Origin of the sequence: Allomuricauda sp. CAU 1633 (assembly GCF_017313225.1) — a bacterium.
Classification (GTDB): domain Bacteria; phylum Bacteroidota; class Bacteroidia; order Flavobacteriales; family Flavobacteriaceae; genus Flagellimonas.
Genome location: NZ_JAFLNE010000002.1, coordinates 506,399 through 527,963, shown reverse-complemented (window position 1 = coordinate 527,963; position 21,565 = coordinate 506,399). Strand labels below are relative to the sequence as shown.

Annotated in this window: 22 protein-coding genes; 14 read left to right on the top strand and 8 right to left on the bottom strand. The window is 41.2% G+C overall.

Annotated elements, in window-relative coordinates; translation table 11 throughout:
* Window positions 1-3: 3 nt before the first annotated feature.
* Both ribH and J0X14_RS07370 read right to left on the bottom strand, forming a co-directional pair.
* On the bottom strand, window positions 4-486 hold the full coding sequence (gene ribH / locus J0X14_RS07375; RefSeq protein WP_207097118.1) for a 6,7-dimethyl-8-ribityllumazine synthase: 483 nt from the start codon (window positions 484-486) through the stop codon (window positions 4-6).
* Between the two features lie 3 nt (window positions 487-489).
* Window positions 490-1,251: a tetratricopeptide repeat protein gene (locus J0X14_RS07370; RefSeq protein WP_207097117.1), complete on the bottom strand. Its 762-nt coding sequence runs from the start codon at window positions 1,249-1,251 to the stop codon at window positions 490-492.
* 126 nt (window positions 1,252-1,377) lie between these two features.
* Between J0X14_RS07370 and recF the strand changes: the two genes are divergently transcribed.
* The 5 genes from recF to J0X14_RS07345 all read left to right on the top strand — a co-directional run bounded on the left by recF (window position 1,378) and on the right by J0X14_RS07345 (window position 5,497).
* Window positions 1,378-2,457 (top strand): DNA replication/repair protein RecF, encoded by a 1,080-nt coding sequence (gene recF, locus J0X14_RS07365; RefSeq protein ID WP_207097116.1) that lies wholly within the window; start codon window positions 1,378-1,380, stop codon window positions 2,455-2,457.
* Window position 2,458: 1 nt separating this feature from the next.
* Window positions 2,459-2,881, top strand: coding sequence for a hypothetical protein (locus J0X14_RS07360; RefSeq protein WP_207097115.1), 423 nt, complete (start codon window positions 2,459-2,461; stop codon window positions 2,879-2,881).
* Window positions 2,881-3,177: a DUF721 domain-containing protein gene (locus J0X14_RS07355; RefSeq protein ID WP_036379111.1), complete on the top strand. Its 297-nt coding sequence runs from the start codon at window positions 2,881-2,883 to the stop codon at window positions 3,175-3,177. The genes J0X14_RS07360 and J0X14_RS07355 overlap by 1 nt, the downstream gene beginning before the upstream one ends.
* 21 nt (window positions 3,178-3,198) lie before the next feature.
* The gene (locus tag J0X14_RS07350) at window positions 3,199-3,729 is read left to right on the top strand and encodes a GNAT family N-acetyltransferase (RefSeq protein WP_207097114.1); all 531 of its coding nucleotides are present in this window, start codon (window positions 3,199-3,201) and stop codon (window positions 3,727-3,729) included.
* Between the two features lie 259 nt (window positions 3,730-3,988).
* Window positions 3,989-5,497, top strand: a complete 1,509-nt coding sequence (locus tag J0X14_RS07345; protein ID WP_207097113.1) for a BspA family leucine-rich repeat surface protein — start codon at window positions 3,989-3,991, stop codon at window positions 5,495-5,497.
* A gap of 117 nt (window positions 5,498-5,614) precedes the next feature.
* Here the strand turns inward: J0X14_RS07345 and J0X14_RS07340 are convergent, their stop codons facing one another.
* Together J0X14_RS07340 and J0X14_RS07335 are read right to left on the bottom strand one after the other, a co-directional pair.
* The gene (locus tag J0X14_RS07340; RefSeq protein WP_207097112.1) at window positions 5,615-6,034 is read right to left on the bottom strand and encodes a nucleoside-diphosphate kinase; all 420 of its coding nucleotides are present in this window, start codon (window positions 6,032-6,034) and stop codon (window positions 5,615-5,617) included.
* Between the two features lie 50 nt (window positions 6,035-6,084).
* The gene (locus tag J0X14_RS07335) at window positions 6,085-7,095 is read right to left on the bottom strand and encodes an alkaline phosphatase D family protein (protein WP_207097111.1); all 1,011 of its coding nucleotides are present in this window, start codon (window positions 7,093-7,095) and stop codon (window positions 6,085-6,087) included.
* Window positions 7,096-7,170: 75 nt separating this feature from the next.
* Here J0X14_RS07335 and J0X14_RS07330 point away from each other — a divergent pair, with 75 nt between their 5' ends.
* From J0X14_RS07330 to J0X14_RS07305, 6 genes are all read left to right on the top strand, one after another.
* Complete coding sequence (locus J0X14_RS07330; protein WP_207097110.1) at window positions 7,171-8,187, top strand: DHH family phosphoesterase; 1,017 nt, start codon at window positions 7,171-7,173, stop codon at window positions 8,185-8,187.
* Window positions 8,184-8,732, top strand: coding sequence for a gliding motility-associated peptidyl-prolyl isomerase GldI (gene gldI, locus J0X14_RS07325; protein WP_207097109.1), 549 nt, complete (start codon window positions 8,184-8,186; stop codon window positions 8,730-8,732). Before J0X14_RS07330 ends, gldI begins: the two co-directional genes overlap by 4 nt.
* A gap of 13 nt (window positions 8,733-8,745) precedes the next feature.
* Complete coding sequence (locus J0X14_RS07320; RefSeq protein WP_207097108.1) at window positions 8,746-9,852, top strand: peptidylprolyl isomerase; 1,107 nt, start codon at window positions 8,746-8,748, stop codon at window positions 9,850-9,852.
* Window positions 9,853-9,922: 70 nt separating this feature from the next.
* Window positions 9,923-10,987 carry a DUF3810 domain-containing protein gene (locus J0X14_RS07315; RefSeq protein WP_207097107.1) on the top strand — a complete coding sequence of 355 codons (1,065 nt, stop codon included), beginning with the start codon at window positions 9,923-9,925 and terminating at the stop codon, window positions 10,985-10,987.
* 63 nt (window positions 10,988-11,050) lie between these two features.
* The gene (locus tag J0X14_RS07310) at window positions 11,051-13,990 is read left to right on the top strand and encodes an amidohydrolase family protein (protein WP_207097106.1); all 2,940 of its coding nucleotides are present in this window, start codon (window positions 11,051-11,053) and stop codon (window positions 13,988-13,990) included.
* A 72-nt stretch (window positions 13,991-14,062) separates the two neighbouring features.
* Entirely contained in the window at window positions 14,063-15,349 is a 1,287-nt protein-coding gene (locus tag J0X14_RS07305; RefSeq protein WP_207097513.1) for an amidohydrolase family protein, read from the top strand.
* A 94-nt stretch (window positions 15,350-15,443) separates the two neighbouring features.
* Here J0X14_RS07305 and J0X14_RS07300 read toward each other — a convergent pair whose 3' ends face one another.
* The 3 genes from J0X14_RS07300 to J0X14_RS19195 form a co-directional block, all read right to left on the bottom strand.
* Entirely contained in the window at window positions 15,444-15,815 is a 372-nt protein-coding gene (locus J0X14_RS07300) for a hypothetical protein (RefSeq protein WP_207097105.1), read from the bottom strand.
* Between the two features lie 230 nt (window positions 15,816-16,045).
* Window positions 16,046-16,915, bottom strand: a complete 870-nt coding sequence (locus tag J0X14_RS07295; protein ID WP_207097104.1) for an SDR family oxidoreductase — start codon at window positions 16,913-16,915, stop codon at window positions 16,046-16,048.
* A 68-nt stretch (window positions 16,916-16,983) separates the two neighbouring features.
* Window positions 16,984-17,841 carry a helix-turn-helix domain-containing protein gene (locus tag J0X14_RS19195; RefSeq protein ID WP_207097103.1) on the bottom strand — a complete coding sequence of 286 codons (858 nt, stop codon included), beginning with the start codon at window positions 17,839-17,841 and terminating at the stop codon, window positions 16,984-16,986.
* A 302-nt stretch (window positions 17,842-18,143) separates the two neighbouring features.
* Between J0X14_RS19195 and J0X14_RS07285 the strand changes: the two genes are divergently transcribed.
* Window positions 18,144-18,641 carry a hypothetical protein gene (locus J0X14_RS07285; RefSeq protein ID WP_207097102.1) on the top strand — a complete coding sequence of 166 codons (498 nt, stop codon included), beginning with the start codon at window positions 18,144-18,146 and terminating at the stop codon, window positions 18,639-18,641.
* A 12-nt stretch (window positions 18,642-18,653) separates the two neighbouring features.
* Here the strand turns inward: J0X14_RS07285 and J0X14_RS07280 are convergent, their stop codons facing one another.
* On the bottom strand, window positions 18,654-19,457 hold the full coding sequence (locus J0X14_RS07280; RefSeq protein ID WP_207097101.1) for a DUF6503 family protein: 804 nt from the start codon (window positions 19,455-19,457) through the stop codon (window positions 18,654-18,656).
* A 68-nt stretch (window positions 19,458-19,525) separates the two neighbouring features.
* On the opposite strand from J0X14_RS07280, the gene J0X14_RS07275 reads away from it, so the two are divergent.
* Window positions 19,526-20,326, top strand: a complete 801-nt coding sequence (locus J0X14_RS07275) for a TrmH family RNA methyltransferase (protein ID WP_207097100.1) — start codon at window positions 19,526-19,528, stop codon at window positions 20,324-20,326.
* Between the two features lie 3 nt (window positions 20,327-20,329).
* A complete protein-coding gene (locus J0X14_RS07270) occupies window positions 20,330-21,562 on the top strand; it encodes a M48 family metallopeptidase (protein ID WP_207097099.1) in 1,233 nt (410 codons plus the stop codon).
* Window positions 21,563-21,565 lie beyond the last annotated feature (3 nt).

Here is a 21,565-nt window from a genome sequence, read left to right as displayed (position 1 = left end):
AGATTATTTGCCCAACACCGCCATTTGGATTGCCGCGATAGCCGCTTCCGTTCCCTTATTGCCATGCTTACCGCCACTACGATCTTTGGCTTGTTGCATGGTGTCATCCGTCAGGACACAGAAAATTACCGGGATATCATAGGCAACATTCAAATCTTTAATGCCCTGAGCCGTGGCACTACAGACAAAATCGAAATGACTGGTTTCCCCGCGAATAACACTTCCAATGGCTATGACTGCATCCACTTTTTGGGTCGTGATCATTTTTTTGCTTCCGAAGGTGAGTTCAAAGCTTCCAGGCACATCCCATTTTAGGATATTTTCGGTCTTGGCCCCACAATCGAGTAAAGCATCAAAGGCACCTTGAGCAAGTGCCGAGGTGATTTCGTTGTTCCATTCAGAAACAACAATCCCAAACCGAAGGTCCTTCGCGTTTGGGATTTTGCTTTTATCGTAAGTGGATAAATTCTTGTTCTCGGTGGCCATAGTTTAATTTTGGGCCAATCCAATCAGCGCATCAATGCCAATGCCCTCAGGGGATTTTGGATATTCTTCCTTGATACGTTCAAAATACCCCAAAGCTTTTTCATTTTGACCTAGCTCCATGGCTGCAACTCCGGCTTTGTACAAAAACCTAGGCGTTGTGAATTCATTATCACTATGGGCAATCGCTTTTTCGTAGTAGTCCAAAGCATCTTCAGGTTGATTCAACTGTGAGAATGCATCACCGATACCTCCTTTAGCCATGGCCCCCATAATGGCATCATCCGAAGAAAAGTTCTCCAAATGTGAAACAGCCTCACCATATTGCTGAAGGTTCAAATAGGTCATACCAGCAGAATATTCAGCCAAATTGGCTGCTTTGGTGCCACTATATTCTTCAATGATATCCAAAAAACCATATTTTCCTTCGGCGCCGTTCAAAGCCAAAGTGAACAAAGAATCTTTGGCGGTTTCGCTGGCCAAAGCTTGGTCAAAATATTGTTGTGGATAATACAGCTCGTTCGCCGCTGAGGCCTCTTTAGGCTTCTGTATAAATTGATGGTAGGCCAAAAAAGCCAAAACTCCAATAGCTACCGCTCCAATTACCCCTAGAATATAGTTTTGGTTCTTCTGAACCCATGCTTCGGTCTTGGAAGCACTTTCATCAAGGGTATTGAAAACCTCAGCCGTTGTACTGTCATGTTCTTCAATTTGAGCTTCTTCAGCCTTATTTTTTGGCTTAAAGCCTCTCTTCTTGTATGTTGCCATGCGTCATTTAATTGGTCGCGCAAAAATAAAGTTTTTATCCAAAACCAAAAGGCAATTTATTCGTTATTTTTGGAATCTTTAATCGGTTGCCAAACCCCAAAAATCACATTGTTCCACTAACTCTCTATGTTTTTAAGACATTTATCTTTAGTCAATTACAAAAATTTTGATTCCAAGACACTGGATTTCGACCCTGTGATCAACTGTCTTGTGGGCGATAATGGCGTGGGAAAGACCAACATTTTGGACGCCATTTACCACCTTTGTTTTGGCAAGAGTTATTTTAATCCCGTCTCTACCCAAAACATAAAACACGACACCGATTTTTTTGTAGTAGAAGGTGAATTTGAGAAGGAAGAACGCACCGAAAAAATACTCTGCTCCTTTAAAAAGGGTACTAAAAAAATCATCAAGCGTAACGGGAAAGCCTACGAAAAGTTTTCAGAGCACATCGGATTTTTACCGTTGGTCATCATCTCGCCTTCGGACCGTGATCTTATCCTTGAAGGAAGCGATACCCGCCGAAAATTCATGGATGGGGTGATTTCGCAGTCAGACAAAGCCTATTTACAGACCCTTATCAAATACAATAAGGTATTGGTACAGCGTAATTCGTTGTTGAAGTATTTTGTGGCCAACCATACCTTCGACCCGAATACCTTGGCGATTTACAACGAGCAATTACATCTTCTAGGAACGGAAATCCATAAAAAAAGAACAGCCTTCATCGCCGCTTTTGTCCCGATTTTTCGAGAGCAGTACGCCCATATTTCGGACAAAAACGAGGAAATCATGCTGTCATACGACAGTCAACTTTCCGAAGGAAACCTGTTGAAACTATTGGAAAGCAACATTGATAAGGACAGGGCTCTGCAATATACCTCTGTAGGAATCCATAAAGATGATTTAAACTTTACCATTGCGGGACATCCCATTAAAAAATTTGGGAGTCAAGGTCAGCAAAAATCGTTTTTGATTGCATTGAAACTGGCCCAGTTCCATTTTATAAAAGAGCTGGCCAGCACCACACCTATTTTACTGCTGGATGATATTTTTGATAAGCTTGACGAGAGTCGGGTATCCCACATCGTTGGATTGGTGAAAAATGAGAATTTCGGACAGATTTTTATCAGCGACACCCACGCAGAACGCACGGAAAATGTTGTTAAAACCATTCACCAGAGTTATAAAATCTTTACCTTGTAGTATGTCTCGAATTCTTCCCTTTTTCCTGTTTTTACTGATTATGGGCTGCAAGAAAACCTCTGTAGCCGAAGCAGACCTACATTATTTGAATGGCTACTGGGAAATTGACGAAGTAGTATTCCCGGATGGTAGCGTAAAGGAATATGGCATGAACCCCAGCATCGATTTTATCCAATTGGAGGAAAACGAGGGCTATCGAAAAAAAATGCAACCCAAGTTCGATGGCAGCTACACCACTTCCAACGATACAGAAAAATTCTCCATTGCCCATGTGAACAGTGGTTTTGCCTTTCTTTATGAAAATGATTTCAGCGATTGGGAGGAAACCTTGGTGCAATTGGATTCCACTTCGTTCGCAGTGGTCAACCAAGATGGGATCACCTATTTCTACAAGCGATTTGAACCCATTAAAATCCCAAAATAATGGCAAAGCGACAAAATTCAAACTTACCTTTAAGCGAAGCGTTGAACGAATTCATCAAAGAAAACAAGCTCCAAAAAGGCATGGACAAGGTGGATGCGCGGGAAGCGTGGGCCAATTTGATGGGGAATGGGGTGAACAACTACACCACAGGTGTTGAGCTTAAAAATGAGACACTTTTTGTTTCATTATCTTCTTCTGTACTTCGCGAAGAATTGAGTTTGGGCAAGACCAAGATTATTTCCATGATCAATGAGGAATTGGGCCGGGAATTGGTGAAGAAATTGGTACTCCGTTAAATCTCTGTATTCCCAAATACTGTGAAAACCATCCTGAAGACCGAGCGACTTTTGATTGCGGAAGCTGACCACAACGATGCTGACTTTATCGTTCAGTTGCTGAACAGCCAAACTTGGCTGAAATTTATTGGAGATAAAGGTGTGAAAACCAAGAAGCAAGCACTGAGTTATATCGATGAGAGCTTGGTCGGTTCCTATAAAAAGAATGGCTTTGGACTCTATAAACTTTGTTTACAATCATCTTTGATTCCAATTGGGCTCTGTGGGTTTTTGCAACGCGACTATTTGGACCATCCTGACATTGGTTTTGCACTACTTCCGGAATTTGAAGGGCAAGGATTCATGTTTGAAGCATGCCATGCCCTAATGAACCATGCTGAGTCTGCACTAAAACTCGAATGCGTTTCCGCCATTGTGTTACCGACCAATGGAAAATCATGCAGACTTCTGGAAAAAATTGGACTGCAAGAAATTGGGACGATAAAGCAAAACACAGGAGGCCAGGAACTGCTCTTGTTTTCCAACAAAAAAAATCCATCTACCAAATCATAACGGGTATCTGTATCTATCAATCCCAATCGTAGTTCCTGCTTTGTAATCACCTTACAAAAATCCATCAATTCATATAGACCATCCGTCAATCCTTCCTTAAAACCTCATCTAAATAGATGTTTATTACAATCGTGTAATTAAAAACCAAAAAAGGATGAAAATGAAAAACCTACTTTATTTGATTTTTCTTTCGCTAGCAATTCTAGCTTGTGAAAAGGAGGAAACTACAGAACTGAATGAGAACACTAGTCATAACTCCATGACAAACAGAGAGGAACGGGATGTCAATACCCCTCCAGAATTTGTCACCGGACTCGAATTTGAAGTACCAGAGAACATTACGGATGCCGATGTGATAGGAACCGTAGTAGCTAGCGATCCAGAGAACGACCAACTTACATTTTCAATTACCGTGAACGACAATGACTTGTTTGAAATCACAGAAGCAGGAGAACTAAGTTTGGCCGATGGACAGGTGTTGGATTTCGAAGCTGCACAGTTCCATGAAATCACAGTGGCTGTGAATGATAGCATAAATGCACCAGTTACAGTCCCTGTAATGATTAATGTTACAGACATTGTTGAAGCTGAACGAGAGGATTTCTCATCTTTTATTACCATTTGGGATACCACAGAAGATGGTGAGGTTATTACCATTGGAACTAGTGCTGATATCAATTTGGTATATGACTATACTATTAATTGGGGAGATGGTGCCGTTGAACAACTTACAGAGGGATCTCCTTCACATATGTATGAATCTTTGGGAACTTATACCGTGATAATCGAGGGGCAATTTCCCTCCATTACTATGTTTAACTCTCAATCCAAACTAAATCTAAGGAGTATAGAACAATGGGGTACCATCCAATGGCAAAGTTTAGAATTTGCTTTTAGTGGATGTCAGAATATGCAATATAATGCAACGGATGTTCCGGATTTATCACAAATAACCAGTTTAAAATGGATGTTCCTTGAGGCTTATCAATTTAATGGTGATCTAAGTGGATGGAATGTAGAAAATGTGGAAAATATGGAATATACATTTTATAATACCTTTTCTTTTTTAGGAACGGGGCTTGAAAATTGGAATGTAGAAAATGTAACCAATATGTTTAGTACGTTCAGAAGTGCCACGTTGTTCAATGGTGACATTAGTAATTGGGATATGGCCAATGTGACTACAACAGATCATATGTTTGCACATGCTTCATCTTTCAATAGAGATTTAAGCAATTGGAGCCTGATAAATGTTATAACTATGGAAGGTATGTTCCATGAGGCTACCTCCTTTCAAGGAAATGGACTTGCAAGCTGGGATGTCAGTAATGTGACCAGCATGAACCAGATGTTCTCTGAAGCCAGCTCATTCAGTGAAGATATTAGTGGATGGAATGTAAATAATGTAACTATCATGGGAGGAATGTTTAGAGGAGCTGAAATGTTCAATGTAGATATCAGCGGCTGGAACGTCGGCAATGTGGAGTCTATGGCAGAGATGTTTTCCAGAGCCACCTCATTTAATCTTGATTTAGGTGAATGGAATATTGGTACCGTGGAGGACATGAACAATATGTTCGATAATTCTGGGATCTCACAAAACAACTACAGTAATACCCTAGTTGGCTGGTCTGAACAACAAAATATTCCTCAAGATATGACTCTTGGAGCTTCTGGTATGATTTTTTGTGATGAAGGAGTATCTGCTAGAGAGACACTTATCAATAATCATGGATGGAGTATTATTGGAGATTCTGAATGTAACTAAACGTAAACTATTAGGATAGTTAGAGCAACGAAATAGCTTAATCCATTCGTTGCTTTTCTTGAGAACAAAAAAAGCCACTCATTTTGAGTGGCTTTCTTCAATAATTTTCATTTTCAATTAAAATACTTCCCTACCTGAAAAATGGAAAGCACCTTCTATGGCTGCATTGTCATCGCTGTCTGAACCGTGAACAGCATTCTCTGCGATGTCATTTGCGTATAATTTACGGATGGTACCTTCGGCAGCCTCAGCTGGATTGGTTGCACCAATCAATGCGCGAAAATCATCAACGGCGTTGTCTTTTTCCAAAATGGCGGCAACAATGGGGCCGCGGGTCATGAATTCAACCAACTCCCCAAAAAATGGACGCTCTTTGTGGATACCATAGAATTCCTCAGCATCCCTTTTGCTCAACTGTGTATACTTCATGGCCACAATCTTGAATCCTGCGGCCGTTATTTTTTCCAAAATCGCACCAATGTATCCATTCTCAACAGCATCGGGCTTGATCATGGTAAACGTTCTATTTCCAGTCATTTACTTTAAATTTTGCGCAAAAGTACATTTTTTCAACCAACGGGCAAGGTTTAATAGGCCTGTTTTAATTCTTGCAGAACCGCTCCATTATCACCCATTATCTTAAAATCGACTTCTTTGTTTTTGAAATTTATAGTCAAGGTTCCATAACTTTTACTGGAAACCACCTCTCCTACTCGATACCGATTCGGTTCTCCACTGAAACTGAAATACGAATGGGTAAGTCCACTGCTCGTAAAGTCGATGAGTGGATAACTCAAACCAGAAAGCGTCTTTTTGGAGAACTCCGAAATATGTCGGTCTCCAGACAAGATAATCACTCCCTTTGCCTTGGAATCCACAATCGTGTTTTCTAGTTTTTCCACTTCCTTGGGAAAATTGCCCCAGGTTTCAAACCCATGCTCTCCCGATAAAAACTGAATACTGGACATAATCAAATTGAACTCAGCATCTGAAGTATTCAATTCGTTTTGAAGCCATTTCCACTGCGCCTCGCCGAGAACCGTAGCCTCATCGTCCAGATTGGGTTTATATCGTCGGTCGGGGTCTTCGTCATTTATCAATTCACTTCTAAAATAGCGGGTATCCAAGACCAAGACTTTCACCTTCCCTTCTGGGGTTTCATAGTCATGGGAAGTGTAAACGCCCTCCTGGTTCCATCGCTCGCTGTCTTTGGGAACCCCCATAAATTCCAAAAACACCTGTTGGCTTTCCTTTTTCACGGCAAACTCTGCTCCACCATCATTCACGCCAAAATCGTGGTCATCCCATGTACCGATTATAGGAACCTCAGCTTTCAACGCTGCATAGCCCTTAACTGTATCCTGTTGGGCATAAATGGCCCGTAACCTATCGATATCATCCGTATCTGCGTAGACAATATCCCCACCCCAAATCCAAACATCGGGGTCTTCGTCCAAAATATCATCCCAAAACGGATTGGGCTCTTGGGACATATTACACGAACCAAAAGCCACCACAAAAGTGGAATCCTTTGGATTCTCTCTTTGTTTACATCCCAAAACGAAAACAACACACAACAAAAAAGGAAAAAGTCTCATTACATTCATTTCGCAAATCACAAAAATAGGGCATGACAAGTTACCTCTACATTATATTATTGTATATTTGGCCGCATGAATTTAGCGGATATCACGACAATTAAGTCGATTCTTTCCCAGCCTCAAAAAATCGTAATTGTACCCCATAAAAACCCCGATGGTGATGCCATGGGCGCTTGCTTGGGATTGTGCGGTTTTCTGAAGGGAATGGGGCAAACAGCCCATGTAGTCTCCCCCAACGATTATCCAAAATTCTTAAAATGGATGCCCGGCAATGACGAGGTGGTCAATTTTGAATGGCAACCCCAAGAAGCCTACGCACTTTTGGATGAAGCAACGGTAATTTTCACTTTGGATTTCAATGATTTATCCAGAATTGGACCCATGGAAGCTGCTTTAAAGGGAAGAGATGCTGATTTCATCATGATCGATCACCACCAACAGCCCGGTGATTACGCCAAAATCACCTATTCTGATGTAAGCATGAGCTCCACCTGCGAGATGATCTACAATTTCATTGCATATTTGGGGCAGACCGATAGCATTACGGCCGATATTGCAACCAACTTATACGCCGGTATCATGACGGATACAGGTTCGTTTAAATATAAATCTACCTCTAGCAATACCCATCGCGTGGTTGCGGACCTCATTGACAAAGGGGCAGATAATATGGAAATCCATCGTCAGGTGTTTGATACCAATTCTCCTTCGCGCTTGCATTTGCTAGGAGTTGCCCTCAGCAACATGGTTATTTTACCAGAATATAGTACAGCCTATATTACATTGACTCAAGAGGAATTAGACCAGCACGATTTTAAAAAAGGAGACACCGAGGGGTTTGTAAACTATGGTTTAACGTTGGAAGGGATTATTTTTGCCCTGATTTTTATTGAGAACAAAGACGAAGGCATCATCAAAATTTCGTTGCGTTCTGTTGGGGATTTCTCTGTGAATCAATTTGCTCGAGAGCATTTTGATGGTGGTGGCCATGATAACGCCGCAGGTGGAAAAAGTGATTTATCCATGCAGGAAACCGTTGCGCGGTTTAATGAAATCCTGAAAACCCATAAAAGTGAATTGAATCCATGAGACCTGTTTTGATTCTTTTAGTTGCATTACTTTATCTGAGCTGTGGAGGCCCGGAACCTCGTAGGCCCGTGGAAGTAAAATCCGGAAATTTTTTTAAGGAATCTGTGGAACGGAACAAAGCGTTGCTGGCCAAAGAAGAAAAAGTGATTCAGGAATTGATTGCCAAGGACACCCTTCATGACTATTTGACCAGCTCCAATGGGTTTTGGTACTATTTTGAAACCAAAAACGACACGGCTACCTATATCCCACAACCCAATGACCAAATATTGTTCTCATACAATGTCATGTCATTGAACAACGATACCATTTATAGTGCGGAGGAGATTGGTCCAACATCGTATGTGGTGGATAAAGAGCAGTTGTTCCCGGGGCTCCAGAATGCGGTAAAACTGCTTAAAATAAGTGAAAAGGCCACCTTTGTGTTCCCATCTTTACAAGCATATGGCTATCAAGGAGACAACAATGCCGTAGCGCCTCAGACGCCAATAAAATCATCTGTGGAACTCCACACAATTATCATAAATAAAGACAGTATAAATTAAAACGTATAGAAAAATGAAACAATCCCTATTGCTGATCACCTTGTTTTCCATGGTACTTTTTGGATGTAAATCCAGCAAGTATGCAGAATTGGGCGACGGTATCTTTGCTGATATCCAAACGACCAAAGGAGACATTATTGTGAAATTGGAATATGAAAAAACTCCCGTGACAGTGGCCAATTTTGTATCCCTTGCCGAAGGCAACAGTCCTTTTGTGAGCGATGAATACAAAGAGAAAAAGTTTTATGATGGCGTTGTCTTTCACCGGGTCATTAAAGATTTTATGATTCAAGGCGGAGACCCATCGGGAACTGGCAGCGGAAATATTGGGTACACTTTTAAGGATGAGTTCAATGATTCTTTGTTGCATTCCAAAAAAGGAATCCTTTCTATGGCCAACCGTGGTCCAAAGACCAATACCAGCCAATTTTTTATTACCCATAAGGCCACACCTTGGCTAAACGGAAAACATACTGTTTTTGGAGAAGTGGTTCAAGGAATGGATGTGGTAGATACTATAGCCAATGTGGAAACAGCACAAGGCGATAAACCAAAAGTTCCAGTGGTCATGAACAAGGTAGAAATTGTGCGCAATGGGAAGGATGCCAAAAAATTTGATGCCATTCAGGTGATGAGCGATTATTTTGAGGAGGCTAAGTTGGTAGAAGCTGCTTTCCAAAAAATGAAGGAAGATTTTGTGGCTGAATTGGCCCAACAAAAAGAGGAGGCCGAAGAAACCCCAACCGGATTGCGAATCTATTCCTTAATAAAAGGCGAAGGAGAACAACCTGTGGAAGGACAACAGGTAATGGTAAATTATGCCGTTTATTTACCAAATGGTGATCTGCTTGAAAGCAACGTTCAAGAGATAGCTGAAAAGTTCAACAAATTAAATCCTGGACAAAGAGATCAAGGAGGCTATGTCCCAGCCCCCATGGAATATGGCCCACAGGCCCGTTTGATCCCAGGGTTTAAGGAAGGGCTCCAAACTATGAAAGTGGGCGACAAAGTACGTTTGTTCATTCCTCCACATTTGGGCTACGGAGCCCAAGGTAGTGGACCAATTCCTCCTAATGCCAATCTAACTTTTGATTTGGAAATCACCGGAATCCAAGAGTAAATCAAATTGAGAAACCATAGAAAAAGCCGTACTTTTCCGTGCGGCTTTTTAATTTCTCAACCGCTGATTTATGGGACAGAAAACCAAAACTAGCATTGCCCTAGCCCTACCCATCCAAATTTTGTTGGTGAAATGGATAGGGAGCTATCCCAATTTTGTGGAGAACTACTACAGTAATGGCCTGTACCCGCTTATTTCAAAGACATTGCGATTTTTTTTGGGTTGGATTCCCTTTTCATTTGGAGATTTGCTCTATACCGCCTTGGTCATTCTTGGCATTCGATATGTCTATAAACATTGGAAAACCATCAGAACAAAACCCTTGCTTTTTCTGAAGGATATTGTTGTGGTATTGTCCATCACCTATTTTGCGTTTCACTTCTTATGGGGCATGAACTATTACCGCCAGCCCATAACCTGGAAAATGGGCATCGAAAAAGAATATACCCTATCCGAACTGATTGATTTCACCCAATACCTTGCTGAGCGAACCAATACTTACCAAATGGACATCACAGGCGATAGTTTGGCAGCGGTTGAAGTTCCTTATTCCCGAAGGGAAATTTTCCAGAAAACAGAAGAAGGGTACATCAAACTACAGAAATACTACCCCGATTTTGAATACCAAAATCACAGTTTAAAATCATCAATTTACAGCATTCCCCTTACCTATATGGGTTACGGCGGTTATTTGAATCCCTTTACTAATGAAGCCCAAGTAAATGGGATTATGCCGTTCTTCAGATTACCTGCCGTAAGTGGACATGAAGTTGGGCATCAATTGGGGTATTCAGCTGAAGATGCCACCAATTTTATCGGTTTTTTAGTCACTTCCAATAGTGACGATATCTATTTTAAATATTCTGCTTACAATCATGCTTTGGGGTATTGCCTGTCTGATCTTGCTAGAAAAAATGAAGCAAAATCCAAGGAAATCATTGCCCAATTGCATCCCGGAGTGAAAAAGAACTATCAGGAGTTGCGAAGTTTTTGGGAGAGTTACCAAAATCCTTTGGAGCCAATGTTTAAAGCCATTTTCAATACTTTTTTAAAGGTGAACAATCAAAAAGAGGGAATTCTTAGCTACCACTCCGTGGTTGGGCTCATGATCAACCACCATAAAAAAAGGGGGTAATTGCAACTTGTGCAAAACACACACTTCCGTTACCTTTAGTCCGACTAATTCAATACTGGATATATGAAACTCAAACTAACAGCTCTAATCCTATTTTTAGGAGGTACTTCCCTGTTCGCACAGGAGTATTTTCCAAAAAACGATGGGGTAAAAGCAAAAAACAACAATTACCAGGCATTTACCAATGCCAAAATTTACGTGACCCCTTCAGAGGTCATCCAGAATGGAACCCTTCTTATTCAGAATGGAAAAGTGGTTCAAGTTGGAAAATCGGTCAATATTCCCAAAAATGCTATTGTTGAAGACCTGCAGGGGAAATTTATCTATCCTTCTTTTATTGATGTATTTTCCGATTTTGGGGTAAAGAAACCCGAAAAAGCTGATGCTCAAGGTAGATCTTCCCAATATGAACCCACTCGGGAAGGCTATTACTGGAACGATCACATTATGCCGGAAAATAATGCCCTAGCGAACTTTTCCTATGATACCAAGAAAGCCGAAGAGCTGAGAAAAGCTGGTTTTGGGGTAATGAATGCACACATTCAAGACGGGATTGCCCGTGGAACAGGTATTTTGGTTGCCTTGAACGATCAAGGTAGTGAGGCCCAACGTATCCTTGAGGATAAATCTGCCCAGTACTTTTCATTTGACAAAAGCATCGCAAAAACCCAATCCTATCCAACCTCCACTATGGGCGCCACCGCCTTAATGCGTCAATTGTATTATGATTTGGATTGGTATAGTAAGGGCAATGTGGAAACCAAAGACCTTTCCTTGGAGGCCTTGATTGAAAACAAAGGGCTTGTCCAGATTTATGCTGCTGGTGAAAATGGAAATGTACTCCGTGCCGATAAAATAGGTGACCAATTTGGAATACAATATGCCATTTTAGGTGGAGGTGATGAATACGAACGCATTCAGGATATTAAAGCTACCAATGCCAAATTGATTATTCCCGTAAACTTTCCGGATGCGTATGATGTTTCCAATCCATACGAGGCCCAATACGTCTCCCTAAAGGATATGAGACATTGGAATTTGGCCCCTTCCAACCCAAAAGCATTGGAGGACAACGGCGTTCAGTTTTCGTTTACATTGCATGACCTAAAATCTCCCTCGGACCTTAAATCAAAATTACAAAAGGCCATCACCTATGGACTTTCCAAGACCAAGGCTTTGGAGGCGCTTACCACCGCCCCAGCATCCATTTTGGGCAAATCAGATGAAATCGGTTCCTTAAAAGCGGGCAGTCAGGCCAACTTTTTAGTTGCATCTGGTGACATCTTTGATAAAGGAACCACACTTTACGAAAACTGGGTGCAAGGCTCCAAAAATGTAATTCAGTCCAAAGACCAAAAAGATATCCGTGGTGATTATAACCTATCAGTTAATGGTCAAACCTTTTCAGTTTCCATAACTGGTGAAGCAAACAAACCAAAGGTTGAGGTCAAAAAAGGAACGGAAAAACTGGAATCCAAAATCGATTACAGTGCAGATTGGCTGAATTTGGCCTTTTCAGAAAATGAGACCACGTCTTATCGACTGATTGCCCAAGTTCTTCCTACTTCGGATAACATCGCGGCCAAAGCCGTACTCTCAAATGGGCAGGAAACTAATGCAAACTTGACCAAAACCGCTCCATTTGAAGAAAAATCAAAACAAAGCGCTTCAGAGAAACCAAAATTGATGGCGGTCTCCTATCCGAATGTGGGGTATGGCTATAAAACCAAACCCAAGCAAGAAAATATCCTCTTTAAAAATGCCACTGTTTGGACGGGCACCAGCATTTTGGAAAACACCGATGTTTTAGTGAAAAACGGAAAAATTTCCAAGGTTGGTAAAGGGCTCAATGCTGGCGGTGCCACTACGGTCGATGCCACAGGAAAGCATCTTACCGCAGGTATCATAGATGAACATTCTCATATTGGGGCGGTCACCATTAACGAAGCTGGCCATAATTCCTCTGCTGAAGTTCGGATGAAGGATGCCATTGACCCAGAGGATATGGACATCTACAGAAACTTGGCCGGAGGAGTTACCATGATTCAGCTCTTGCACGGTTCGGCCAACCCCATTGGTGGTCGTTCTGCCATTCTGCGATTGAAATGGGGTGAAAATTCGGATGGTCTGATCTTCCCAAATGCGCCCAAGTTCATCAAATTTGCCTTGGGTGAAAACGTAAAACAGTCCAATTGGGGCAGTGTTTCCCGTTTCCCGCAGACGCGGATGGGTGTAGAGCAGGTATACACTGATTATTTTCAACGTGCCAAGGAGTACGATGCCAAAAAGAAAAGCGGTCAACCCTATAGATATGATGAAGAAATGGAAGTTTTGGCCGAAATCTTGAATGGCGAACGCTTCATTAGCTGCCATTCGTATGTACAGAGTGAAATCAATATGATGATGAAAGTGGCGGAAAAATTCGATTTTACCGTAAACACCTTCACCCACATTTTGGAAGGCTACAAAGTGGCTGATAAGATGGCTGAGCACGGCGTGGGCGGTTCCACCTTCAGTGATTGGTGGGCCTATAAGTTTGAAGTAAACGATGCGATTCCCTACAATGCTGCCATCATGGCCAGTCAAGGGGTTACCGTGGCCATTAATAGCGATGATGCTGAAATGTCCCGCAGATTGAATCAGGAAGCGGGAAAAACCGTAAAATACGGAGGCATGTCCGAATTGGAGGCTTGGAAAACCGTTACGCTAAATCCGGCCAAGCTATTGCATATTGATGACCGCGTGGGAACCGTGGAAGAAGGTAAGGATGCGGATTTGGTCCTTTGGACCGACCATCCACTTTCTGTTTATGCCAAAGCCGAAAAAACACTGATTGAAGGAGCGGTTTATTTCGATTTGGAAAAAGACAAAATGCTTCGCGAATCGGTTCAGCAAGAGCGAAATCAACTCATCAACATGATGCTGAACGAAAAGGAAAATGGGGCAAAAACCCAAACTCCTGTCCAGAATAAAAAAGAACGATTTGAATGTGAAACCCTTTAATGTAAGATGATGAAATTTTCAGATATAAATTCAAGCAATCATTGTCCCCTTGAGGGGACTTTAGGGGTGTTGTTGAGGCATCTCACCTTTGTGGTCTCACTTGTGTTGAGTTTTACAACTTTCGCACAGCAAACCCCTGCTCCACCCCAATCGGAACAAGTTGCCATTTTTGGGGCAACGGCACACATTGGCAACGGAGAGGTCATAGAAAATTGCACCATCATTTTTGTGGATGGTAAGATTACCGCTATCGGTACAGACCTTATGGCTCCCACCATTGGAGTTATGATCAACGCCGAAGGAAAACACGTCTATCCAGGTTTTATAGCTCCAGCAAAATCATTGGGGCTGGTAGAGGTTGATGCCGTTCGTGCAAGTAAGGACGAAGATGAAATTGGAGATTTTATTCCGCATGTACGCAGTATTATTGCATATAATTCAGAATCCAAAGTAGTGGAGAGCATGCGTCCAAATGGAGTTTTATTGGGTCAGGCCACACCACAAGGTGGAAGAATCTCGGGAACGTCAACCATTGTTCAATTTGATGCTTGGAATTGGGAAGATGCTGCTGTTAAAACCGATGATGGCATCCATTTGAATTGGCCAGCGCTCTACCGAAAAGGAAGTACTTGGCTGGGTGAACCCAATGCTTTCATTCCAAATAAAAAGTATGAGGAACAGGTAGGTGAAGTCAAAACCTTTGTGGAAAATGCCAAAGCCTACGGAAAAACTGCTTCCAAAGAAATCAATCTACCGTTTGCTGCCATGCAAGGTTTATTTGACGGCTCCCAACGCTTGTACATCCATTCCAATGGAGAAAAAGAAATGGTTGATGCCGTTACCCTTGCTAAAAAAGCAGGAATACAACATATTGTAATTGTGGGTGGATATAGGGCACATAAGATTTCGGATTTTCTCAAGGAGCATGACATTCCTGTCTTGGTCAGTGAAACCCATGCTCTGCCCAAATTTGATGACGATGATTACGATTTTCCGTATAAGTTGCCCAAACTATTGGTTGATGCTGGACTCTTAGTTGGCTTGCAAAACGAATCCATGGCCAATTTCCAAACCCGAAACCTTGCTTTTTATGCCGGTCAGGTGGTTGGTCAGGGCATGGATAAAGAAACAGCCCTTAAAATGCTAACCGGCAATACGGCAAAAATCTTGGGAATTGATGCCGATTATGGCACCTTGGAAGTTGGCAAAAGTGCCACGCTCATTATTTCAGAGGGAGATGCACTGGATATGCGTACCAATCAACTCTCCAAAGCTTTTATTGATGGTCGAGATGTTTCCTTGGAAACCCATCAGACCGAACTGTGGAAACGGTATATGGGCAAATACGAAGGCGAATAAAAACAGTAGAGGGGATGCTCCGTGTAACATCCCCTCTTACCTTAAACTACCATCTTAGTAAATGGTAACTTTTTAATCCATTATCGGACAATTTCTACTTAACCACAATATCGTATTGTGCTGTGGGGTTAGCCGGGCACCAATAAACGTATTTTCCTTTTTTTAATGTGATTGCCTCAGTACTATCCGTTTCACCATCATCCAATCCTCTTCCACCATTGGTTACAACCGCCAAAGCATGCTCCACATCTGGTTGATTTGCAGTGGCGAGCCCAAAACCAACAGGGTGGTCTACTCCTTTATTGGTAATCTCGAAGATATAAACACCCTCATTCAATATCATCCCTTTTACCGTAAACTCACCGGGATACTGCTCCAATTTGATTGTCTTAGGTTCTTGGGCACTTAAAGAATTTCCCATTGTTGCTGAAAAAGCGATTACTACCATAACTATTACTTTTCTCATTGTTTTATTTTTATTGATTAATTATGAAATTATTGAACAGGTTTGCTTTCAAACCATTGCTAAGCTTTTGTTAGAGGCCTAAAAAGATTTACTATACCCTTGTTGGAAAGTTCATTCATTATATTTCCCTTTTGATTTGTATTTCTTTTTTTTGACGAAAATTGAAACCTATCTCCATAGGATACAATGCGATTGGTTATCTTCATTAAAATTCAGTTTGAATTACCCTTCTAAATCAGTTCTCCCATTTGTAGGTTATTTCTAAGATGCATCTCTTGTATTGGACCTACCTTTGTATTCAGTTCATCTGTTCCATAATCTATCCCCACAACTTTCCTAATTGGCCTTGTACCGTGCTGCATGGTTATTAGTTGATAAATTGCATCTGGTATTTCCTGGGGATTTGGAGCATCACTACTTTTAAAAAAGCCTTCGAAGCCTTCTAACAATTTTTTGGGTACTTGGCGCATTTCCCCGTAAGTCTCCAGAGCTTCTGTATCTTCTTCCTGTGGCCCCCTGTTCACAGGTCCTGTGGGATAAGGCCCGGGCTCAATTATGCTTACATCGACCCCCAATGGTTTAAGTTCATAACGCATTGTTTCCGAATAGGCTTCCAAGGCAAATTTGCTTGCACAATAAAAACCCATATAAGGAAAGATAAGTCTGCCGGCCAGCGAGGAAATATTTATAATGAGCCCATCCTTGGATTCCTTTAATAATGGAAGAAAGGCTTTAGTGGTTCTTATAACTCCATAAAAATTAGTATCAAACTGGTCTTTTACCTGATCTAAACTATATGCTTCAGTAATACCCATTAACATAATACCAGCATTATTGATCAAAATATCTAGTTGTCCATCCTCTCCTATTATTGATCTCTTCAGCTCTTTTACTGAAAAATCTTTTGTTACATCCAATTCGGCAACCCTGATATGTAGATTTTCTGTATTGGCTATATTTTTCAATTCATCTCCTTTAAGCTTGTTCTTTCCATCAGGATTTCTCATGGTCGCCCAAACCTTAAAGCCCCTTCTTGCCAAAGTAATCGCAGTAAGATATCCAAAACCGCTACTGGCACCTGTTATAAGTACATTTTTCAACTTTAAATCATTTTTAGGTTTAACGTTGATACAAAGATGAGAGGAAGTGAACAGGAAAAGTTTTACAATCAGCCCAAAGATTTGCCAAAATGGGTCATCTTGTAGGAGGTGGGAGAAGCTCCAAAAACTTGCTTGAAGGTTTTGGAAAAATGTGAAATGTTATTGAATCCACATTCGTAAGCAATATCTGTGGCCCTTAAATCTGTGGAACCCATTAAATCTATAGCCTTCTGCAATTTTGTCTTTCTAATATGGCTTGCAGGTGGAGCGCCATAAATTTTCTTAAACTCTCTTTTAAAGGTCGATAAGCTCATATTGGTTAACTGCGCTAATTCCTCCAAGGTAATATTGGAGTAGTAATGCGATTCCACAATTTCCCTAAAGGAATACGAAGCTGGATTAAAAAGATTGGACAAAATTACCTGAATGGCCGGAGCATTTTTAGTCTGATATAACAACAATACAATCTCTTTTAGTTTTAGAGCTAGGATTTCTTCATTGACCAAGCTAGGATTGTCAAAATAGAACAACATGCTGTCAATATATTTTTTAATGAGGACATCGCTGTTCAATTTGTACATTCCCACCTCAGCTTTTCCATGGGCTTTTAAAAACTTGGGAGGTCGGTCATCGTAAATTCTAAGAAGCACTTCAGGATAAAAATGTACCGCAACGGCATGATATATATTTGATGACTTGGATTTAGGCACCATACCAATATAGTTACCACATCGCATCAAAATAGATTCGTTCGCCTCAATGCGCAACTTATCCACTTCGGAAACGGAATCGTATTCACCTGCAATGATATACAAAAAGCAGGCTTCGTTATGCAGCAGATTCGATTTTTTGAAGGGAGGTTTTAATATGGTCCGCTCAAAAAGTATTCTGCCAAATAGTTCAAATGTTTTATGGGTTGTACACACAATCTCAATATATGGTGAAAATACCTATTCTTTAAGAGGTTCATTTGTATAAACGGTTCATTTTGTTACCAATTTAGTCCATTTTTTCTGTGGCAAAACCAAGATTCATATATTCAGCAAAGAGGTATACCTGAATATGATAATGCTCCAAAGACAAATAAAATTTTTGATTTTAGTTAGAAATAAATACCTTCTATGAAAGTTGGTGTACTTAGGGAAACCATAGTATTTCTAAAAAACAAGTACCATCTCTCGTTAAAACTGGCCTTATATTTCTATTAAAACAAAAAGACGAAAACTAGATGAACCACCTTAAAACTTCAACTGCAATATTTGTTTGCACTATTCTAATGGCCTGTGTTCAGCCACATACCACAACTAAAGCCACCCCAACCCCGCAATGGAAATTGGTCTACAAGAACGACACCTATGGCAAACCCCTTTTTGGTGATAAGGAAGCCCTTCTGGAACTTGTAAGAAATGGAAGTCCTATTAGGGTGGGTTGGTCATCGTTCAGAAAAAATGACCCTACAAAAGGAGTAGAACACACTATAGATGCCGATTTTCTCACTATTGCCAATAAAACCGAAGTCTTTGCGCAATTGAAACCGTTTTATGGCCAGCGACCTGATTTAACCAGCGATACCATAACCTTTACCCTGATTCCAACAAAACTATCATGGATTCTAGGAACCAATGGCACTCGGCAATCCATGAACATTAAGCAGGGAGACAGTATAGTCACCAGCCAAGAGTCGGAACCTTTTGGATACGATATAAGTTGGTACGCACCCCAATAGTCAATTTACACTTCAACTCTTTTTTGCAGTAACCAATTCGGCCCCCTCAGGTTTGGCATAAAAATCATTCGATTTTGGGGTGGTACTTACGGTAGCTTCCTCAAAAGAAACCGTGCTTTTTGGCTCTAAAATATTTCGTCCCTCATAATTATACCAGGTAATGGATTTGGGCAGTACAACCCCATTCAAATTTTGCCAGTCATCATAACGAATCCACTTTACATTATCCGATTTTTCACCTGTTCGGTAGGTTACCGTATAGCCCAACCAAGCCATTTGGTGGGTTTCAGGATCATAATGGAGCACATATTCATCCTTTGAGGAAATACCAACTCCGGATTTATAGCCAATATGGATTCCAGGGTAGCTTTTCCCTTCAAAAACCAAGTCTTCTGTTTCACTGTACACAATGCCATCATCGGCAAGTAAAAAGGGCATTCCATAAAAATAGAACATCAGATTATGATAAAAAGCCGCATCGCCTTCGTAGCTATCATCAACATCCAAAAGCCATATTTCGGTACCATCAAACCCCATGGTAAATTTTTCAGAGTCTATTCGGTCCATTCTTGACCAAAGGTCAACTGTGTGTGTTTCTGGGTTCTCAGGTTTAGGCAGTACATAGGTTAAAGTGCGTTGCTGTTTCCATTTTTTAAGTCCTCCATGGGCTCCAAAAACTTTGGACAATGCCTCTGGATATTGTGGTTTAGTTTCAACAGTTTTCGTTTGGACAGCTTGTGGGGTTTCTTCTTTTTTAGGAGTAGGTTTACAGGCCACATAGGCCATTGCAACCAATAGGATGGCTATTTTTTTCACGGATATAATTTTGTCGATTGGTCGAAAAGGTCTTTTTTAAATTACAGGAATCTCTATTTTTGATTTGTATGGAAGCCAAAATCATCAGCAGTATCCAGAATCCGTTGGTCAAGAAAATACTTCACCTCAAGGAAAAATCAAGGGAACGGAAGAAGGCTGGACTTTTTGTTGTGGAAGGACAGCGTGAGCTGGAACTGGCCCAAAAAGGAGGATACCATTTCGAAACCCTGCTATATTGCCCTGAGATTTTACCGCAACTGGATTTAAACCTAATTTCAAAAAATCCGAATGCTGAAATCGTGCAGATTTCCAAACAGGTTTACGAAAAAGTGGCCTATCGGGAAACCACGGAAGGTGTCTTGGCCATCGCGAAAGCAAAAAAGCACAGCTTGGAAGACATTCAGTTTTCAACTAAAAGCCCATTAGTATTGGTGGCTGAAGCCCCTGAAAAACCTGGAAATGTAGGGGCATTGCTGAGAACTGCTGATGCCGCAGCTGTGGACGCGGTATTGATTGCCAATCCGAAATCGGACCTTTATAACCCCAATATCATCCGGTCCAGTGTGGGCTGCGTGTTTACCAACCAGATTGGAATGGGAAGTACTGGAGAAATCATCGATTTTCTGAAACAACGTAACATCAAAATCAATTGCGCAGCACTAACGGCTTCAAAAAACTATGTGGAATGTGATTTTACGCAGGGCACTGCTATCGTGGTGGGCACTGAGGCCACTGGATTAACAGACGAATGGCTCCAAAATTCAGACCAGAACATCATCATACCCATGCAGGGTGAAATCGACTCAATGAACGTCTCCGTATCGGCCGCAATACTTATATTTGAGGCGAAGCGGCAACGCGGATTTTAAGCTATGGAAAAAAACTACTTGTTCTATATTATTCTAATCATTTTAGTGGTGCAGTACATCATCCACCAAGTATTGGAATACCTGAATGCCCAAAAATTTAAGTCCACGGTTCCCGATGAACTTACCGATGTTTTTGATGATACAGAATATCAGAAATCCCAGGAATACAAGCTGACCAACTATCGATTTGGCCTTTTTTCCGATGGTTTTTCACTGGTTCTCACCATCTGCTTCTTGTGGTTCGGTGGATTTGAGTGGGTGGATAAAATCGTCCGTTCCATCACTACGGATACCATTCCCATGGCACTGTTATTCTTTGGCTTCATTACCTTAGGAAGTGGAGTACTGGGCATTCCCTTCTCCTACTACAAAACGTTTGTTATAGAAGAGCGATACGGGTTCAACAAAACCACAATGAGGCTGTTCTTTTTCGATAAAATTAAATCTGGGCTATTGACAGCTATCCTTGCAGGAGGTGTTTTGTCCTTGTTTATTCTTTTTTACCAATGGACAGGACCTCATTTTTGGGTGTACACCTGGATTTTGGTGGCTGTCGTCATCCTTTTCACCAATCTGTTTTACAGTCGACTTATTGTTCCCTTATTTAACAAACAAACTCCATTGGATGATGGTAGTTTAAAAAATGCCATTGAAAATTACGCCCAAAAAGTGGGCTTTGAGTTGAAGAATATTTTTGTCATTGATGGATCCAAACGTTCCACCAAGGCCAATGCCTATTTTTCAGGTTTTGGAAAAGAAAAACGGATTACGCTGTATGATACCCTGATTAACGATCTAAGCGAAGAGGAAATTGTGGCCGTTTTGGCCCATGAGGTTGGGCATTACAAACGAAAACACATTATTTTTAACCTTACCGTCTCCCTTGCCTTGACCGGTTTCACACTTTATATTTTGTCCCTCTTCATCAACAATCCAGAGATTTCGTTGGCCATTGGGGTTTCCACACCCAGTTTTCATGCTGGCCTGGTAGGTTTTGCCCTTTTGTACAGCCCCATTTCGGAAATCACAGGGCTCGCCATGAACTATCTTTCCCGGAAATTTGAGTTTCAAGCGGATGATTATGCCAAAACTACCTTTGCCGCCACACCTTTGGTGACCTCACTAAAAAAATTGTCAAAGAACAATTTAAGCAACCTTACCCCACACCCTGCGTATGTGTTTGTGCATTACTCCCACCCGCCACTAATAGAGCGCATAAGAAACCTTAAGGCATAATTT

Coding starts and splice junctions, on each gene's coding strand:
- ribH (WP_207097118.1), bottom strand. CDS start 486: ATGGCCACCGAGAACAAGAATTTATCCACTTACGATAAAAGCAAAATC.
- J0X14_RS07370 (WP_207097117.1), bottom strand. CDS start 1,251: ATGGCAACATACAAGAAGAGAGGCTTTAAGCCAAAAAATAAGGCTGAA.
- recF (WP_207097116.1), top strand. CDS start 1,378: ATGTTTTTAAGACATTTATCTTTAGTCAATTACAAAAATTTTGATTCC.
- J0X14_RS07360 (WP_207097115.1), top strand. CDS start 2,459: ATGTCTCGAATTCTTCCCTTTTTCCTGTTTTTACTGATTATGGGCTGC.
- J0X14_RS07355 (WP_036379111.1), top strand. CDS start 2,881: ATGGCAAAGCGACAAAATTCAAACTTACCTTTAAGCGAAGCGTTGAAC.
- J0X14_RS07345 (WP_207097113.1), top strand. CDS start 3,989: ATGACAAACAGAGAGGAACGGGATGTCAATACCCCTCCAGAATTTGTC.
- J0X14_RS07340 (WP_207097112.1), bottom strand. CDS start 6,034: ATGACTGGAAATAGAACGTTTACCATGATCAAGCCCGATGCTGTTGAG.
- J0X14_RS07335 (WP_207097111.1), bottom strand. CDS start 7,095: ATGAGACTTTTTCCTTTTTTGTTGTGTGTTGTTTTCGTTTTGGGATGT.
- J0X14_RS07330 (WP_207097110.1), top strand. CDS start 7,171: ATGAATTTAGCGGATATCACGACAATTAAGTCGATTCTTTCCCAGCCT.
- gldI (WP_207097109.1), top strand. CDS start 8,184: ATGAGACCTGTTTTGATTCTTTTAGTTGCATTACTTTATCTGAGCTGT.
- J0X14_RS07320 (WP_207097108.1), top strand. CDS start 8,746: ATGAAACAATCCCTATTGCTGATCACCTTGTTTTCCATGGTACTTTTT.
- J0X14_RS07315 (WP_207097107.1), top strand. CDS start 9,923: ATGGGACAGAAAACCAAAACTAGCATTGCCCTAGCCCTACCCATCCAA.
- J0X14_RS07310 (WP_207097106.1), top strand. CDS start 11,051: ATGAAACTCAAACTAACAGCTCTAATCCTATTTTTAGGAGGTACTTCC.
- J0X14_RS07300 (WP_207097105.1), bottom strand. CDS start 15,815: ATGAGAAAAGTAATAGTTATGGTAGTAATCGCTTTTTCAGCAACAATG.
- J0X14_RS07285 (WP_207097102.1), top strand. CDS start 18,144: ATGAACCACCTTAAAACTTCAACTGCAATATTTGTTTGCACTATTCTA.
- J0X14_RS07275 (WP_207097100.1), top strand. CDS start 19,526: ATGGAAGCCAAAATCATCAGCAGTATCCAGAATCCGTTGGTCAAGAAA.
- J0X14_RS07270 (WP_207097099.1), top strand. CDS start 20,330: ATGGAAAAAAACTACTTGTTCTATATTATTCTAATCATTTTAGTGGTG.